Source organism: Streptomyces sp. CB01635, assembly GCF_002803065.1.
Taxonomy (GTDB): Bacteria; Actinomycetota; Actinomycetes; order Streptomycetales; family Streptomycetaceae; genus Streptomyces.
Window position 1 is genome coordinate 191,953 of sequence record NZ_NNBL01000011.1, and the last position, 15,833, is coordinate 207,785.

15 protein-coding genes are annotated in these 15,833 nt (G+C 70.8%); 4 read left to right on the top strand and 11 right to left on the bottom strand.

Annotation, left to right across the window (positions count from 1 at the left end):
- Positions 1-29: 29 nt before the first annotated feature.
- Together CG723_RS26305 and CG723_RS26310 are read left to right on the top strand one after the other, a co-directional pair.
- Complete coding sequence (locus CG723_RS26305) at positions 30-2,414, top strand: ribonucleoside-diphosphate reductase subunit alpha (protein ID WP_100595951.1); 2,385 nt, start codon at positions 30-32, stop codon at positions 2,412-2,414.
- A complete protein-coding gene (locus CG723_RS26310) occupies positions 2,414-3,433 on the top strand; it encodes a ribonucleotide-diphosphate reductase subunit beta (protein ID WP_100595952.1) in 1,020 nt (339 codons plus the stop codon). Before CG723_RS26305 ends, CG723_RS26310 begins: the two co-directional genes overlap by 1 nt.
- Positions 3,434-3,499: 66 nt before the next feature.
- Here the strand turns inward: CG723_RS26310 and CG723_RS26315 are convergent, their stop codons facing one another.
- Complete coding sequence (locus tag CG723_RS26315; protein WP_100595999.1) at positions 3,500-3,679, bottom strand: hypothetical protein; 180 nt, start codon at positions 3,677-3,679, stop codon at positions 3,500-3,502.
- 94 nt (positions 3,680-3,773) lie between these two features.
- Between CG723_RS26315 and CG723_RS26320 the strand changes: the two genes are divergently transcribed.
- The gene (locus CG723_RS26320; RefSeq protein WP_100595953.1) at positions 3,774-4,736 is read left to right on the top strand and encodes a helix-turn-helix domain-containing protein; all 963 of its coding nucleotides are present in this window, start codon (positions 3,774-3,776) and stop codon (positions 4,734-4,736) included.
- A gap of 50 nt (positions 4,737-4,786) precedes the next feature.
- Here CG723_RS26320 and CG723_RS26325 read toward each other — a convergent pair whose 3' ends face one another.
- The 10 genes from CG723_RS26325 to CG723_RS26370 all read right to left on the bottom strand — a co-directional run bounded on the left by CG723_RS26325 (position 4,787) and on the right by CG723_RS26370 (position 15,042).
- Positions 4,787-6,166: a bifunctional albaflavenone monooxygenase/terpene synthase gene (locus CG723_RS26325; protein ID WP_100595954.1), complete on the bottom strand. Its 1,380-nt coding sequence runs from the start codon at positions 6,164-6,166 to the stop codon at positions 4,787-4,789.
- A complete protein-coding gene (gene cyc1 / locus CG723_RS26330) occupies positions 6,163-7,257 on the bottom strand; it encodes an epi-isozizaene synthase (RefSeq protein ID WP_100596000.1) in 1,095 nt (364 codons plus the stop codon). Before cyc1 ends, CG723_RS26325 begins: the two co-directional genes overlap by 4 nt.
- 322 nt (positions 7,258-7,579) lie before the next feature.
- The gene (gene def / locus CG723_RS26335; RefSeq protein ID WP_100595955.1) at positions 7,580-8,230 is read right to left on the bottom strand and encodes a peptide deformylase; all 651 of its coding nucleotides are present in this window, start codon (positions 8,228-8,230) and stop codon (positions 7,580-7,582) included.
- Positions 8,231-8,295: 65 nt separating this feature from the next.
- On the bottom strand, positions 8,296-9,276 hold the full coding sequence (locus CG723_RS26340; RefSeq protein ID WP_100596001.1) for a tetratricopeptide repeat protein: 981 nt from the start codon (positions 9,274-9,276) through the stop codon (positions 8,296-8,298).
- A 150-nt stretch (positions 9,277-9,426) separates the two neighbouring features.
- On the bottom strand, positions 9,427-10,707 hold the full coding sequence (locus CG723_RS26345) for an HD-GYP domain-containing protein (protein WP_442802588.1): 1,281 nt from the start codon (positions 10,705-10,707) through the stop codon (positions 9,427-9,429).
- Positions 10,704-12,029, bottom strand: a complete 1,326-nt coding sequence (locus CG723_RS26350) for an HD-GYP domain-containing protein (RefSeq protein ID WP_100595957.1) — start codon at positions 12,027-12,029, stop codon at positions 10,704-10,706. The genes CG723_RS26345 and CG723_RS26350 overlap by 4 nt, the downstream gene beginning before the upstream one ends.
- Positions 12,030-12,268: 239 nt before the next feature.
- Positions 12,269-12,580: a mycothiol system anti-sigma-R factor gene (rsrA, locus tag CG723_RS26355; RefSeq protein ID WP_100595958.1), complete on the bottom strand. Its 312-nt coding sequence runs from the start codon at positions 12,578-12,580 to the stop codon at positions 12,269-12,271.
- A complete protein-coding gene (gene sigR / locus CG723_RS26360) occupies positions 12,577-13,242 on the bottom strand; it encodes an RNA polymerase sigma factor SigR (RefSeq protein ID WP_199841903.1) in 666 nt (221 codons plus the stop codon). The genes rsrA and sigR overlap by 4 nt, the downstream gene beginning before the upstream one ends.
- Before the next feature lie 305 nt (positions 13,243-13,547).
- Positions 13,548-14,225: an alpha/beta hydrolase family protein gene (locus tag CG723_RS26365; protein WP_100595960.1), complete on the bottom strand. Its 678-nt coding sequence runs from the start codon at positions 14,223-14,225 to the stop codon at positions 13,548-13,550.
- A gap of 1 nt (position 14,226) precedes the next feature.
- Positions 14,227-15,042, bottom strand: coding sequence for an SOS response-associated peptidase (locus CG723_RS26370; RefSeq protein WP_100595961.1), 816 nt, complete (start codon positions 15,040-15,042; stop codon positions 14,227-14,229).
- A 49-nt stretch (positions 15,043-15,091) separates the two neighbouring features.
- Between CG723_RS26370 and CG723_RS26375 the strand changes: the two genes are divergently transcribed.
- On the top strand, positions 15,092-15,814 hold the full coding sequence (locus CG723_RS26375; protein WP_100595962.1) for a M50 family metallopeptidase: 723 nt from the start codon (positions 15,092-15,094) through the stop codon (positions 15,812-15,814).
- Positions 15,815-15,833 lie beyond the last annotated feature (19 nt).

The window sequence follows — 15,833 nt, forward strand, 5'->3', positions numbered from 1 at the left end:
GCCCAGAGCCGAGCGAGGGAGAGCTCCACGTGACCATCGCGCCCGCCGAACCGGCCTCAGAGCTGGCAGGGAACCCCGAACAGCACGACGCCCCGGGAACCGCGCTGCTGCGCACCCTGACCGAACTGACCGCCGACCTGACGGACACCGACCCGGGCAAGGTCGCCGCCGCCGCACTGCGCGGCAGGTCCGCCGTGGCGGCCTCCGGCATCACCGCCGAGCTGCGCTCCCTCGCCACCGAGGCCGCCGCGGGCCTCATCTCCGAGGACCCGGAGTACTCGCGGCTCGCCGCCAGGCTCCTGACGATCAGCATCGCCGAGGAGGCCGCGTCGCAGGGCGTCACCTCGTTCTCCGAATCCGTCGCGGTGGGCCACCGCGAGGGCCTGATCGCCGACCGCACGGCCGACTTCGTGCAGCTGCACGCCGAACGCCTCGACGCGCTCGTCACCGCCTCCGTCACCGAGGGCGCCGACGACCGCTTCGGCTACTTCGGACTGCGCACCCTGCACAGCCGTTACCTGCTGCGCCACCCGATCACCCGGCAGGTCGTCGAGACCCCGCAGCACTTCATGCTGCGCGTCGCATGCGGCCTCGCCGAGGACGACTCGGTCCGCGCCCTCGACGAAGTCACCTCCCTGTACCGCCTGATGAGCCGCCTCGACTACCTGCCGTCGTCGCCGACGCTCTTCAACTCCGGCACCCGCCACCCGCAGATGTCGTCCTGCTATCTCCTCGACTCGCCCCTCGACGAGCTGGACTCCATCTACGACCGCTACCACCAGGTGGCGCGCCTGTCGAAGCACGCGGGCGGCATCGGCCTCTCGTACTCGCGCATCCGCTCGCGCGGTTCGCTGATCCGCGGCACGAACGGGCACTCCAACGGCATCGTGCCGTTCCTGAAGACCCTCGACGCGTCCGTCGCGGCCGTGAACCAGGGCGGCCGGCGCAAGGGCGCCGCGGCCGTCTACCTGGAGACGTGGCACTCCGACATCGAGGAGTTCCTGGAGCTGCGGGACAACACGGGCGAGGACGCCCGGCGCACCCACAACCTCAACCTCGCGCACTGGATCCCGGACGAGTTCATGCGCCGCGTCGCCGACGACGGCACGTGGTCGCTCTTCTCGCCGTCCGACGTGCCCGACCTCGTCGACCTGTGGGGCGAGGAGTTCGACACCGCGTACCGCGCGGCGGAGGCCGCCGGGCTCGCGCAGAAGACGATGCCCGCACGCGAGCTGTACGGCCGCATGATGCGCACCCTGGCGCAGACCGGAAACGGCTGGCTGACCTTCAAGGACGCCGCCAACCGCACCGCCAACCAGACGGCGGAGCGCGGCAACGTCGTCCACTCCTCGAACCTGTGCACCGAGATCCTCGAGGTCACGGACGACGGCGAGACCGCGGTCTGCAACCTGGGATCGGTCAACCTCGGCGCCTTCGTGCGCGACGGCGCTGTCGACTGGGAGCGCCTGGACGCGACCGTGCGCACGGCCGTCACGTTCCTCGACCGCGTCGTCGACATCAACTTCTACCCGAGCGAGCAGGCCGGCCGCTCCAACGCCAAGTGGCGACCGGTGGGCCTCGGCGCGATGGGCCTCCAGGACGTCTTCTTCCAGCTGAAGCTGCCCTTCGACTCCCCCGAGGCGAAGGCCCTGTCCACGCGGATCGCCGAGCGCATCATGCTCGCCGCGTACGAGGCGTCCGCCGACCTCGCCGAACGCAACGGTCCGCTCCCCGCGTGGGAGAAGACCCGCACCGCGCGCGGCGTGCTGCACCCGGACCACTACGGCGTCGAGCTGACCTGGCCGGAGCGCTGGGCCGCGCTGCGCGAACGCATCGCCGCCACCGGGATGCGCAACTCCCTGCTCCTCGCCATCGCGCCCACCGCCACGATCGCGTCCATCGCGGGTGTCTACGAGTGCATCGAGCCGCAGGTCTCCAACCTGTTCAAGCGCGAGACGCTCTCCGGCGAGTTCCTCCAGGTCAACTCCTACCTGGTCCAGGAGCTCAAGCGGCTCGGCGTGTGGGACGCGCAGACCCGCGAGGCGCTGCGCGAGTCCAGCGGCTCCGTGCAAGGCTTCGGCTGGATCCCGGCCGAGGTGCGCGAGCTGTACCGCACGGCGTGGGAGATCCCGCAGCGCGGTCTGATCGACATGGCGGCGGCCCGTACGCCGTTCCTCGACCAGGCGCAGTCCCTGAACCTGTTCCTGGAGACGCCCACCATCGGCAAGCTCTCGTCGATGTACGCGTACGCCTGGAAGTCGGGTCTGAAGACGACGTACTACCTGCGCTCGCGCCCGGCGACGCGGATCGCCCGCGCGGCGTCCGCCGCCCCCATCCCCGTCCAGCAGGCCGCCGACCCCGAGGCCGTCGCCTGCTCCCTCGAAAACCCCGAGTCCTGCGAGGCCTGCCAGTAATGACCACCCCCAACTCCGAGAAGAACCTGCTCGACCCGGGCTTCGAACTGACCCTGCGTCCCATGCGCTACCCGGACTTCTACGAGCGCTACCGGGACGCGATCAAGAACACCTGGACCGTCGAGGAGGTCGACCTCCACTCGGACGTCGCCGACCTCGCGAAGCTCTCGCCGGGCGAGCAGCACATGATCGGCCGCCTGGTCGCGTTCTTCGCGACGGGTGACTCGATCGTCTCGAACAACCTGGTCCTGACGCTGTACAAGCACATCAACTCCCCCGAGGCGCGCCTGTATCTGTCGCGCCAGCTGTTCGAGGAGGCCGTGCACGTCCAGTTCTACCTGACCCTCCTGGACACCTACCTCCCCGACCCGGAGGACCGCGCGGCCGCGTTCGACGCGGTCGAGGAGATCCCCTCCATCCGTGAGAAGGCAGAGTTCTGCTTCAAGTGGATGGATTCGGTCGAGAAGCTGGACCGCCTGGAGACGAAGGCGGACCGCCGCCGCTTCCTCCTCAACCTGATCTGCTTCGCGGCGTGCATCGAGGGCCTGTTCTTCTACGGGGCGTTCGCCTACGTGTACTGGTTCCGCAGCCGCGGCCTGCTGCACGGCCTCGCGACCGGCACGAACTGGGTGTTCCGCGACGAGACGATGCACATGTCGTTCGCGTTCGAGGTCGTCGACACCGTCCGCAAGGAGGAGCCGGACCTGTTCGACGACCGGCTCCAGGAGCAGGTCACCGCGATGCTGAGCGAGGCGGTCGAGGCCGAGCTCCAGTTCGCCCGCGACCTGTGCGGTGAGGGCCTGCCCGGGATGAACACCGACTCGATGCGCCAGTACCTGGAGTGCGTCGCCGACCAGCGTCTCCAGCGCCTCGGCTTCGCGCCGGTCTACGGCTCGGAGAACCCCTTCTCCTTCATGGAGCTCCAGGGCGTCCAGGAGCTGACGAACTTCTTCGAGCGCCGGCCGTCGGCCTACCAGGTCGCCGTCGAGGGCTCGGTCGGGTTCGACGAGGACTTCTAGGCCGGGGTCTCCGGGCCGGGGTCTCTTGACCGCGATCTCCGGGCCGGGATCTCTCGGCCGCGATCTCTAGGCGACGGTAGTGAACTCGGCCCGGCGGGACGGGCGTTCGGCGTCCCGCCGGGCTGCCCGCTGGGCCTCCCGGATCTGCCGGTCGATCCGGCGGTCGTGGGCGGCCCCGTACAGGGACGGGGCCGCCAGGAGGAGGAAGACGAAGAGGACGGTGAGGAAGTTCATCGCTGTGTTCATGTCCTCCACTCTCGTCCGTCGCGGACCCATCCGGCAGTGGCAGGACTGTCGCTGACCCTCGAATTACTGCCAACCGTGCGGCACACTGGACGGCATGCTGAAGAACGTGGCCGCAGTGCTGCTCGACGGTGTGCATCCCTTCGAACTCGGCGTCATCTGCGAGGTGTTCGGCCTCGACCGGAGCGAGGCCGGGCTCCCCGTGTACGACTTCGCGGCGGTGTCCGTCGAAGGGCCGGAGCTGGCCACCCATGTGCCGGGCATGACGATCTCCACCCCGTTCGGCCTGGAGCGGCTGGAGGAGGCCGACCTCATCGCCGTCCCCGCGGCGGGCACCCTGCGCGACGGCTACCCGCCCGAGCTGCTCGACGCACTGCGCCGCGCGGTCGACCGGGGCGCGCGCGTCCTCAGCGTCTGCTCGGGCGTCTTCGTGCTCGGCGCGGCCGGGCTCCTTGACGGACGGCGGTCCGCGGTGCACTGGCGGTACGCGGACGAACTGGCGGTGCGCCACCCGCGCACCCGCGTCGATCCCGACGTCCTGTACGTCGACGAGGGGCCGGTCATCACCTCGGCGGGCACCGCCGCCGGCATCGACGCCTGTCTGCACATCGTCCGCAAGGAGCACGGCTCCGAGGTCGCCAACGCCATCGCCCGCCGCATGGTGGTCCCGCCCCACCGCGACGGCGGGCAGGCCCAGTACGTGAAGCGGCCGCTGCCCGCCACTCCCTGCGACACCGTGGGGGGCGTACTGGCGTGGATGGAGGCCCATCTGGACGAGACGCTGACGGTCGAGGAGCTCGCGGCGCGCGCCCTCATGTCGCCGCGCACCTTCGCGCGTCGCTTCCAGCAGGAGACGGGGACGACGCCGTACCGGTGGCTGCTTCGCCAACGGGTGCTGCTGGCACAGGAGTTGCTGGAGCAGACGGACGAGACGGTGGAGTCGATCGCCGGGCGGGCCGGGTTCGGCAATGCGGCGGCGATGCGGCATCAGTTCATGAAGGCGCTGGGCACGACGCCCAACGCCTTCCGGCGTACGTTCCGGGTGCGGTCCGCGGCCTGAGTGCGCGGGGAGTCGGCCGACCGGCCCCCGCGCACCGGGCGCGTGGACCGCTACCCGCGCCCCTCCACCCGCAGCAGCGCCCGCTTGGGCTGGAGCGTGATCCCGACGCGGGCCGTGCTGTCCGTCTCCGCGGCCGGAACCAGTCGCCAGCGGGGCGTCACCGTGGCCAGGATGATGGCCAGTTCGGCCATGCTGAAGTGATCGCCGGGGCACTTCCGGTTGCCGACACTGAACGGCATCATCGCGCTCTGCCGGCTTTCCGCGGCGCGTTCCGGCAGCCAGCGGTCGGGGTCGAACTCCAGATGGTCCGGGAAGGACCGCGGATCGCGCTGCATCGCATACGGGCTGTAGACGATGTCCGCACCGGCCGGAATGTGATAGCCGCCGAGCTCGGTATCGACGGCGGCCTGCCGCGTCAATATCCATACGGCCGGCCGTATGCGCATCGCCTCCGTGATGACATTGCGCGTGTGGATTAGGCCCTTGAGGTCGGCGAATGCGACGGGGCGGCCGGCCGTCACGGATTCAACCTCCTCGTGCAACCGGCTTTCCTGCTCGGGGTGTTCTGCAAGGAGCTGGAACGTCCACGTGAGGGTCGACGCGACATTCTCCGCGCCGGCCACGACGAGGGAGACGACTTGGTCGTGCACCTCCTGCTCGCCGACCGTTTCGCCATTCTCGTCCTCGGCGCCGAGCAATGCCGCGAGCAGGTCACCCGGATTGACGCCGGACGCGCGCCGCTCGGCAATGATCTCGTCCACCAGCCGATGCAAATCGGCCAAGGCCCGCTCGAATCGGCGATTGGCCGGAAGTGGCAGCCGGTAGAAGGGGCCGACGGACAGGACCATGCGCCGGTACAGGCCGCTGAAGACCGTGTGCAGCGAGGAGCTGAGCCGGTCGGCGCGCTCGTCGACCGAGTCGACGTGCAGGACGGAGCGGGCGACGATGCGCACCGCCGTGCGGAACACCTCGGCGCCGATGTCGACCGTCTCGCCGGGCTTCCAGCGCGCCGCCATGGCGCGCGCCTCCTCCTCCATCACGGTCGCGTGGTCGGCGATGCGGTCGGTGCGGAACGCGGGCTGGATGGTGCGCCGCTGGCGCCGGTGCATGGGCCCGTTGCTGGTCGCCACGCCCTTGCCGAGGAGCACTCCGAGGGTGTCCCAGAGGGGCCCGCCGACCATGTAGTCGGGGCTCTTGAGGAGCGTGGCCACGAGGTCGGGATCGCAGACCGCGTACGCCGTCTTCGGGCCGAGCCGGAGGCGGACCAGGTCGCCGTGACCGCGCAGTGAGGCCACGAAGGCGAGGGGGTCGCGCACGAGGTTCCAGGCGTGCCCGAGGAGGGGCGCGCCGCCGCCGGCGTACGGCGGTGTGCGTCGCTCACCGGGTTCCGCCACGGCCGGAACGGAGGATTCTGCCGATTCGACGGTCATTCGTCACCTGCCTGGTCGCTGATGTACGGAGGAGTGGCGCGGTCGTCCCAGCTGTCCACCTGATAGCGGCCCGACTCGTGGTGGAACCAGTACACGGAACTGAACCAGTTCCGCATATTGGAGACGCACGACCTGAGTGCCTGGGCGAGGCTCTCGCCCGCTAAAGTCCCGTCGGCCACTTCGTTCGCCATACGCAGAACTTCGGGCTCCGCGACCAGGAATTCAAAAATGCATCCGCGAACCCTTCGGTGGACTTCTTCCACGGCCTCTTCGAGGGAAAGCCCCTCATGCTGGATGAGGCTTATTCCGAGGTTGTGGAGTTCATCGCCCGCGAGTTCCTTGGGCAGTGAGCACAGGTCGTTGTACCACGCGGCGAAATCCTGGCACGCGAGCGCGGCACGCCGGTATGCGGGGCTTTCGAGCACCCATTCCGGGAGCTCGTACTGCGCGGTCGGCTCGAGGAGATCGAGCCATATCCAGTGCGCGAAGGTATTCCTTCGGAGTGCGATGTACTCCTCGACCGAAGGCACCGTTCCCGAGGTCCGGTTCCGGAATTCCTGGTCGTAGGCGTCGATCACCACGTGGAAGTGGCGGGCGAACCGGGCGTTCCATGAACGGGTGAGGGAGCCGTTCAGCCGGAGCACACTGTCGGCGAACGCCGCAACCAGAGGGTCCCTGTGGTGCAGATGGAGCTGAGGTGCCTCAAGTGCCGCGTGGAGCTGGACGGCGAGGCGTCGCCAGGCGCCGGCCCGGCCGTGGATCACGTCGCGGTCGTGGCGGTCGTCCCAGACGAAGAACCACGCGCTGTAGTCGCAAATCGCGGAGAGGAGGTCGTCGGGGGCTCCTATGTAGTAGCCCGCCATGAGGTCGGTGTAGCAAAGGCCATCGGCATATTTCTCCACCTTGTCGGGCGACATGAGCCGCTTTTGGAGCAGCCAGGACCGCGTCTTCTCCTGAAGCTTTGGCCAATACGGATGCAGATTGCGAGGAAACGCCTCCTCGATCACCGGTAGCGCCAGCGCCGGTGGGACCGCTGTCTGCGTCTGTGTCTGCACCCGAGTCCGTGAAGTGCTGTGTGAGAAAGCAGGCACGAACAACCCCTCTCAGCCGCCTGATGGCGTGCGCCCCTCCGCCGTGCCGGGCGCGCGCCGTTGCGTATCCCCGCACTTTCTATTCAGCACTACAACTGACCGTTCTGGGAACGGATTTGCTCCCCTCACTCCCCCCATGCGCCGGAAAAGTCCCCTTAGGTGACTGATTTTGGATCATCTGGGGCCGATCCGGTTCGCACACCTGACCGCAAGGGTGGTCCGGGCCCCGAACACGCGAGCGGCGCCCGGCCAGTTGGGAACCTGGCCGGACACCGCTCGGATGTCACTCGGGTGCGCTCAGGGCCCAACAGGCCCTTCCCACTCAGTCGTTGGAGACGACCTCGTAGCGCGGGGTGCCCTCGGCCATCTGCTGCATGGCGTCCTTGCGCTCGCGCTTGGAGAGTCGGTCGATGTACAGGTACCCGTACAGGTGGTCCGTCTCGTGCTGGAGGCAGCGCGCGAAGTAGCCCGTGCCGCGGACCTTGATCGGGTTGCCCTTCTCGTCCTGCCCGGTCACCACCGCGTAGTCGGGACGCGCGAGCGGCGCGTACGCCGTCGGCACGGACAGGCAGCCCTCGTTCGAGTCGTCGAGGCGGCGCTGGTCCGCGGGCAGCTCCTGGAGCACCGGGTTGCAGACCACGCCGGTGTGGCGCGCCCCGTCGTCGTCCGGGCAGTCGTAGACGAAGACCTTCAGGTCGACGCCGATCTGGTTGGCGGCGAGGCCCACGCCCTCCGCGGTGCGCTGGCTGGCGAACATGTCGTCGACCAGCTGCGCGAGCTCGTCGCCGAACTCGGTGACGTCCTTGCACTCCTTGTGCAGGACGGGGTTCCCGACGACGGTGATCGGCCGCGACGTGCCGCGCGCGACGGCGGCCTCCTCGCGGGCGGCGTTGTCCTCGGTGTCGAGGACGAAGCCCTCGTCGTCCACGGGGAGCACTCCGGCGTGCTCGTGCTCGGTGTCCTGCTGCGCCATGTCCGACGTACGCCTTCCGGTACCTGCTACGACAAATTTTCCGGGGTACAGCCTACGGGGACCGGTCAGCAGACCTCTTCAAGGTCCCGCCAGTCCCTGGAGTCCGGGCTGTCCGCGACCCAGCCGTCGAGCAGCCCCCGCACCAGCGCCGCGGGCGCCGCGACACCGCACTCGCGCTCGGGCACCCACAGCTGGCCGTCCGTGCGGTGGCCGAGCGGCCCCGGATGTCCGGGCTCGCTGTGGTCGTGCGGGTCCAGGTGCTCGCCGTCGCCCTCGTCGGACGGCATCCGCGACTCGGAGCACATCCGGCACAGCAGCCGCACGGAGGACGACCAGTCCTCGGCGGCGAAACCGGCGTCGGAGGCGAGCTGCTCCAGGGCGTCCCGGTCGGCCTCGGTCGCCGCTTCCAGGAGAACGACCCAGGTGGGGACGGGCGAGGGAGCCCACAGCTCGATCTCGTCGAAGACGGGGTACGAGTGCCCGGCGGCCGTCGTCCGCTCCCCGTGGGGCACGCCGTCGTGCAGCACGACCTCGCCCCAGCGCCGCCCGGAGGACGGCAGCGGGATGGACAGGACCTCCATGCGGGCGGGGTCGAGCCTGCGCCCCCACACCACCTCGGCCTCGCCCTCCGGCGACAGCCGCACGGCGGCGCTGCCCAGGTCCATGCCGGTCGGCTCACCGGCGGCGGTCGCGCCGCCCGGCACCTTCAGTCCGTACGCCTGCCAGGCCCGCCGTGCGAGCGGCCAGTCCTGCAGGGCGGTGGCCGCGATGCCCACGTTCCACCAGTCGGGGGCGCCGCTCTCGCGGTCCAGGAGGGCGACCGCGCGCAGGCCCGCGGCCCGCGCCTGCTCCCAGTCATGCCGGAACTTGTGCAGCAGCGCGAGGTTGAACCAGGACTCGGACAGCCACGGCTCGAGGTCGGCGGCCCGGGTGAGCAGGGCCCCGGCGTCCTCGTACCGGCCGTCGCCGATGAGCGTGAACGCCCGATCGGTGGCCTGCCGCCATGAGGCGGAGGGCCGGTGCCGTCCCTTGCCGAAGATCCTCACGATTCCCGCCTGCATTCCCGCCTGTCGGTCCGGGGGACGGTGCCCTCGGGAGGCCTTCCCCCAAGGAGCACGGCCGGGGCCTGAGCCCCCGGACATCCTCTTCTTCGCATCCAACCACGTGCGGCCGGACAGCCGCTCATTACCCATGGGTTACCCAGCCGGGGGCAGGGTCACCCCGCCCCTCGACACGACCCTGGCCAGGGATTCCACCACATCGGGCTGGTAGTCGCGCCCCGTGGCCAGACGCAGTCGCTCCAGGGCGGTGAGGGGGCCCTGGGGACCTTCTCCCCGGGCCATCTCGTCGTATGCGTTGGCGGTGCGGACGATGCGCGCGGTGAGGGGCTGCTCACGGTAGGGGTCGGCCTGGCGCTCGACGACGACGGCGACCTCGGCGTCCACTCCCGTCTGGCGCACGACGGCCCCGCCCAGCAGCGCGATCCGGCGCTGCTCCTGGGCGGGCAGGGCGGCGGTGGCGCCGTCGGCCACGGGGTCGACGAGGGACAGCTGCCCGATGTCGTGCATGAGGGCCGCGTACTCCAGGACGGTGAGGTCGGGCTCGGAGAGACCCAGCTCACGGCCCACGGCGCGGCTGAGCGCCGCGACGCGCAGGGCGTGGCCCTGGGGCGTGTAGCCGGCGATCTCGGTGGCGCGGGCCAGCGAGGCGATCGTCTGCCGGTACGTGGTCCGCACGGCGGCGTACCGACGGAAGGCGAGCTGGGTCAGGAGGAGGGGCAGGCAGAAGACGGGCAGCGCCCACAGTCCGGCGACGGCCACGGCGAGGGCGATGACGGCGCCGGTGGCGCACACCGCGGAGCCGATGCCGCTCATGGCCCGCAGCTCGTCCCTGAGCAGCGGCCCGAACGGCCAGCCGGTACGGGCGTGCGCCATGGCCGCGGCGAGGACGGCGTCGCACAGCGCGGTCAGGACGAGCAGCCCGACGAGCAGCAGCGCGTAGGCCGCGCCGTCGCCGAGCCAGGCGCCGAACCTGCCCTCGTTGTACAGGGGTTGGAAGCAGACGGCGGCGAAGGCGACGGTGAGGACGCGCCGCGCCATGTGGTCGGCGGACGGCCCGCGCCCGACCGCGAGGTGCGGCACGGAGCCGACGAGCGCGGCCGCGACGCAGACGGCGACGACCTGGAGCGCTCCGTGATGCGTCGCCTGCCCCGCCGTCTCCCCGAGGAGTGCGTAGGCGAGCGCGCCGGCGACCCCGAGTGGTGCGGGCTCCCGGTCCTTTCCGGGTGCCCCCCAGCGCGCGAGTTCACCGACGGCGATGAGCACGCCGAAGGCGAGCGCCGTCCCGGGTTCCTCCAGCCCCTTCCAGAGGGTGGCGCCCAGGGAGGCGGCGCTGAGCACGACGGCGAGGCCCTGGACGGCCGCGATCGTGGTGCGCGCCCGGCCGCTCCCCGGACCCGGGGACCGCCTCCACGTCACCGCGGAGCCGCCCGCCGCGTGACGCGGGGCCCGGGCACCTGCCCGGCGGCCTCGTCCGCGGTCACCGCGGGGTTCCATCCGTGCCGCCCGAGCGCCCGCACCAGCGCCCCGACCATCAGCGGGTCGAACTGCGCGCCCGCGCACCGGGACAGCTCGGCGAGGGCGACGTCGACGGGCCGCGCCCGCGAGTAGGACCGGGTGGACGTCATCGCGTCGAACGCGTCCGCCACCGCCACCACCCGCGCGAACTCCGGGATCTGCGCCCCCGTGAGCCCGTAGGGGTACCCGCTGCCGTCCATCCGCTCGTGGTGATGCAGGATCGCCGCCCGCGCCTCCCCCAGGAACCCGATGCCGCGCACCATCTCGTGCCCGTACTCGGGGTGCAGTTCGATGATGCGCCGCTCCTCGGGGGTCAGCGGGCCGTCCTTGCGCAACAGGCGGGTGGGGACGCCGAGTTTGCCGACGTCGTGCAGGATCCCGGCGAACCGCAGGACCTCGGCGCGCTCGTCCGCCATGCCGAGTTCGCGGGCGATCATCATGGACGCCTGGCCGACCCGCTCGCTGTGGCCCCGCGTGTATCCGTCCTTGATGTCGACGGCCTGTACGAGAGCCCGGATCGTCTCCTGGTGGGCGGCGCGCTCGCGGTGGTACTGGGCGAACACCCAGCAGGAGATGTACATCGGCAGCAGCACGAGCAGCGCGGCGAACGGGCCGTACGGGCTGCGCCACAGGACGGCCATCATGAGGCCCGCGAGGCCGTGCACGGCGACGGGTCCGAGGGCGCTCGGGAAGAGGCCGCGCCAGGCGGCGCGCAGCGGGACGCGTTCGGCGGTGGCGAGGATGCCGCCGTCGAGCAGGGCGAGGACGGCGCAGAAGACGAGGACCGCCGCTCCGGCGGGCACGAGCGCGTAAGGGAAGTGGGGCGCGGACACCGCCGCGGTGCCGCCGAGCGCTCCGTGGACGCGGGCGGCGGCCCAGGTGGCGAGGGCGAGCTGGGCGGCGCGCCAGACGCGGCGCAGGCCGGCCGGGCGCCGGTCGGTCCTGGCGACGAGCGCTTCGGGCACGGCGACGAGTGCGGCAGCCGCGGGCGGCAGGAGGAACGCTCCGGCGAGCAGCACCGGGAAGAAGGTGCCCATGCCCTTGGGTACGCGCCGCCCGATCACGCGGCACTGGCCCGCGTGTTCGCATCCCGTGTAGAGGACGGCGAGGAGTCCGACGGCGGGCCAGGGTGTGGCCGGGCCCGCGGCGGGGGCCAGGCACGCGAGGGCGCCGCCGGCCGCGCACAGGACATAGCCGAGGGCCACTGGCGGAACCGTGCGCATACCGACCCCCCTCCCCGTGATCCCGCTTCAGGTTCCGGAGAATAGAGCGGTGGAGAGGGCGCGCGGGCGGCATCGCGAGGATTCCCCGGGCCACCCGACGGCGGATTAGCACATTCGGGTGACGGGGGTGGAGAACGAGGGGCGGGGAACCCGGCCGGGAACGGCGGGGAACGGCGGCGGGACGTGACGTATCGCCGTCACGTCCCGCTCATCACCGCTCGGCCCCGGGGGCCGCAGTCTCAGGCTTCCTTCAGCTTGGGAGCCGACGCCGTCACGTCCTGGTCGGGCACGGCCTGCCCCGAACGGATCAGGTCGATGCGGCCCATGACCTTCGAGCGCAGGTCGCTCGGTACGTCGTCCTGGCCGCAGCACCGCTTGACCAGTTTCTTCACGGCCTGCTCGAGGCCGTACTTCTCGAGGCACGGAGAGCACTCCTCGAAGTGCGTCTCGAACTTCGTGCAGTCGCTGTCCGGCATCTCGTGATCGAGGAACTCGTAGAGATGGTCGAGGACTTCACTGCAGTCCGTCTCGTGGTGCTCGCCGCAGCTCATGAGCCCGAGCCTTTCGCTTCGTTCGACTCCCCGGCACCGGCCGGGACCAGTCCGCGGTCGCGGGCGTAGTCCTCGAGCATGCCGCGCAGCTGGCGACGGCCCCGGTGGAGCCGGGACATCACCGTCCCGATGGGTGTCCCCATGATGTCCGCGATCTCCTTGTACGCAAAGCCCTCTACGTCGGCGAGATAGACCGCGATGCGGAACTCCTCGGGGATCGCCTGGAGCGCCGACTTCACGTCCGAGTCGGGCAGGTGGTCGAGCGCCTGCGACTCGGCGGAACGCAGGCCGGTCGACATGTGCGACTCGGCACGCGCCAGCTGCCAGTCCTCGATCTCCTCGGCGGCACTGCGCTGGGGCTCGCGCTGCTTCTTGCGGTACGAGTTGATGAAGGTGTTCGTGAGGATGCGGTACAGCCACGCCTTGAGGTTCGTGCCCTCGCGGAACTGGTGGAACGACGCGTACGCCTTCGCGTAGGTCTCCTGCACCAGGTCCTCGGCATCGGCCGGGTTGCGCGTCATGCGCAGCGCGGCCGAGTACATCTGGTCGAGGAACGTGAGCGCGTCGCGCTCGAAGCGCAGGCTGCGCTCCGCGGCGGTCTCCTCGGGCTCTTCCGCCTGGCCGTGTTCGGTCCCTGCGTCGGTGCCAGTGACCGGACCCACCTCCTCCAACGACGTGGCGGGGCCGAAGGAGACCCCACTCGAATCGGAGAATAGACGACCTTCGGCCGAAGCGGCCTGGCGATCGGGTCCGCCCGCCGTCCGAATGGGGGCGGTCTTCGCCGCGTGCAGCACGCTCCACTCCAGGTCAGCGGCGCTGCTGCGGCTCGGGCAGATGGTCGAACCCATGCGGCGGACTTCCTCTCGTAAGCACTCGTGACAACGCGTGACTTCTCACAGGCCTTCGACAGCACTCTCGTACCGTCTGTTCCCGACAACAGACGCCCGGGCCGCAACATTCCCGGGCGTTACGCGAGTGATCCGGCCCACTTCGCGACGGCGTCCACGATGAGTGCCACGGCCTCGTCCTGGCCGATGTCCGCCCGCTTGGGCACCGCGAACCCGTGGTCCCCGTAAGGGATTTCGACGAGCTCGTACGCGGTGGATCCGGGGAATTCCGCGGGCTTCCCGAAGGGGTCGTTGCCGCCCTGGACGACGAGGGTGGGGACCCCGGCGCCGAGGAGTTCGTCGGCGCGGGACTTCTCGGGGCGGCCCGGCGGGTGGAGTGGGAAGCTCAGGGCGAGGACGGCGGCCGCGCCGAGTTCTTGCGCCGTGCGGCACGCCACGCGCGCGCCCGCGCTGCGCCCGCCCGAGACGACCGGGAGCCCCGGCTCCTCCAGGGCGGGCCACACCCCGCGCCAGCCGACGTCCAAGGTCTTCGGCGCGGGCGCCACCTTCTTGCCGGCCACCCGCCACGGCTGCTCGACGAGGGCGACGGTCACTCCGTGTGCGGGCAGCTCGGCGGCGACGGCCTTCAGGTCACGCGCCTCGATGCCGCCGCCAGCGCCATGGCTGAGGGCCAGGACGAGGCGGGCTTTCTTCCCGGGGGCCGGGTGCCAGGTGATGCGGGCCTCACCTGCGCCGGTCTCGACGATCTCGGTCTTCGCAGCGGGTCCGGCGGCTCTCGTGGTCGTGTTCTTGGTCACGTCAGAAGAGTGTGCCCTCCTCGGGCCCTTCCAGCTCCTTGAGCAGCTCCGGCCCGTTGTTGCGCACGTTGCTGACCGAGGTCGAGACGGGGTAGGCCCGCATCAGTCCCTCCGGCGGCGGCGCGAGCAGCGACTTCAGGTCGTCGACGTCGGTGTGCGCCGGGTCGAGCCAGGCGTCCCAGCGGTCCGGGGTGAGCATGAGCGGCATGCGGGGGTGGATGTCGGAGAGCGAGTGGGGCCCCTCGTCGGGGGCGACGGCGAGCGGCGCGGTCTCCGCCTCGGTGGTGATGACCGTGCACGTCACCCACCAGGCGAGCGGGTGCTCGTCGGGCAGGGTGCGGTCGCGCCAGAACTCGTACAGGCCCGCCATCGCGAAGACGGAGCCGTCGGCGGGCGTGACGAAGTAGGGCTGCTTGCGCGGCCGCTTCTTCTTGCCCTCGACCTCCAGGTCGCGCTCGCCGACGCCGGTGACCCACTCGTAGTAGCCGTCGGCGGGCAGGATGCAGCGGCGGCTCGAGAAGGCGCGGCGGTACGAGGGCTTCTCGTACACCGTCTCGGCGCGGGCGTTGATCATCCGGGCGCCGCCCTCGGGGGTCTTCGACCACGACGGCACGAGGCCCCACTTGAGTGTGCGCAGCTGACGAACCGGATTCCGGTCGGCAGCGTCCTTCACAGGGCGGTCGAGTACCGCGTAGACCTCCTTGGTCGGGGCCACGTTGAAGTCGGGCGCGAGGGTCTCCTCGGGCTCCCACTTCTCGATCTCAAAGATTCCTGCGAGATCCTCGGGCCTACGACTCGATGCATACCGTCCGCACATACGTGCCACAGTGCCAGATACTGGCCCGCCAGAGGGAGCCGCTCCAGCCATGTACGTCACCGCGAGTAGCGGCGCCGCCGACCTGTGGGACCGGGTCTTCGGCAGCCAGTCCGACCCCGATCAGTGGGTGGTGTTCGCCACAGCGGCGGCCGCGCTCGCCGTGATCGTCCCGCACAACATATGGCGGCTCTCCCGCAACGCGATCACCATCGCCCACGAGGGCGGGCACGGCATCGTGGCCCTGCTCAGCGGGCGCCGTCTCGACGGCATCAGGCTGCACTCGGACACCAGCGGCCTCACGGTCAGCCGTGGCAAGCCGTCGGGCCTGGGCATGATCCTGACCGCGGCCGCCGGCTACACCGCTCCCCCGCTCCTCGGCCTCGGCGGCGCGGCGCTGCTCGCCGCCGGGCACATCACGGCCCTCCTGTGGCTGGCCACGGCCCTGCTCCTGGCGCTGCTCGTGATGATCAGGAACGCGTACGGCGCGCTGACCGTGATCCTGACCGGCGGCCTCTTCGTGCTCGTGTCGTGGCTGGCGGGACCGCAGGTGCAGGCCGCGTTCGCATACGTCGTCGTGTGGTTCCTGCTCCTGGGCGGCGTGCGGCCCGCGTTCGAGCTGCAGAGCAAGCGCAGGCGGGGCGGGGCCGGGGACTCCGACGCGGACCAGCTGTCGCGGCTCACGCACGTGCCGGCGGGAATGTGGCTGTTCTTCTTCCACGCCGTCTCACTGTGCTCGCTGCTCGGCGGGGGCCGCTGGCTGCTGGGACTCTGACCCCGGGTGGGGGCTCGTG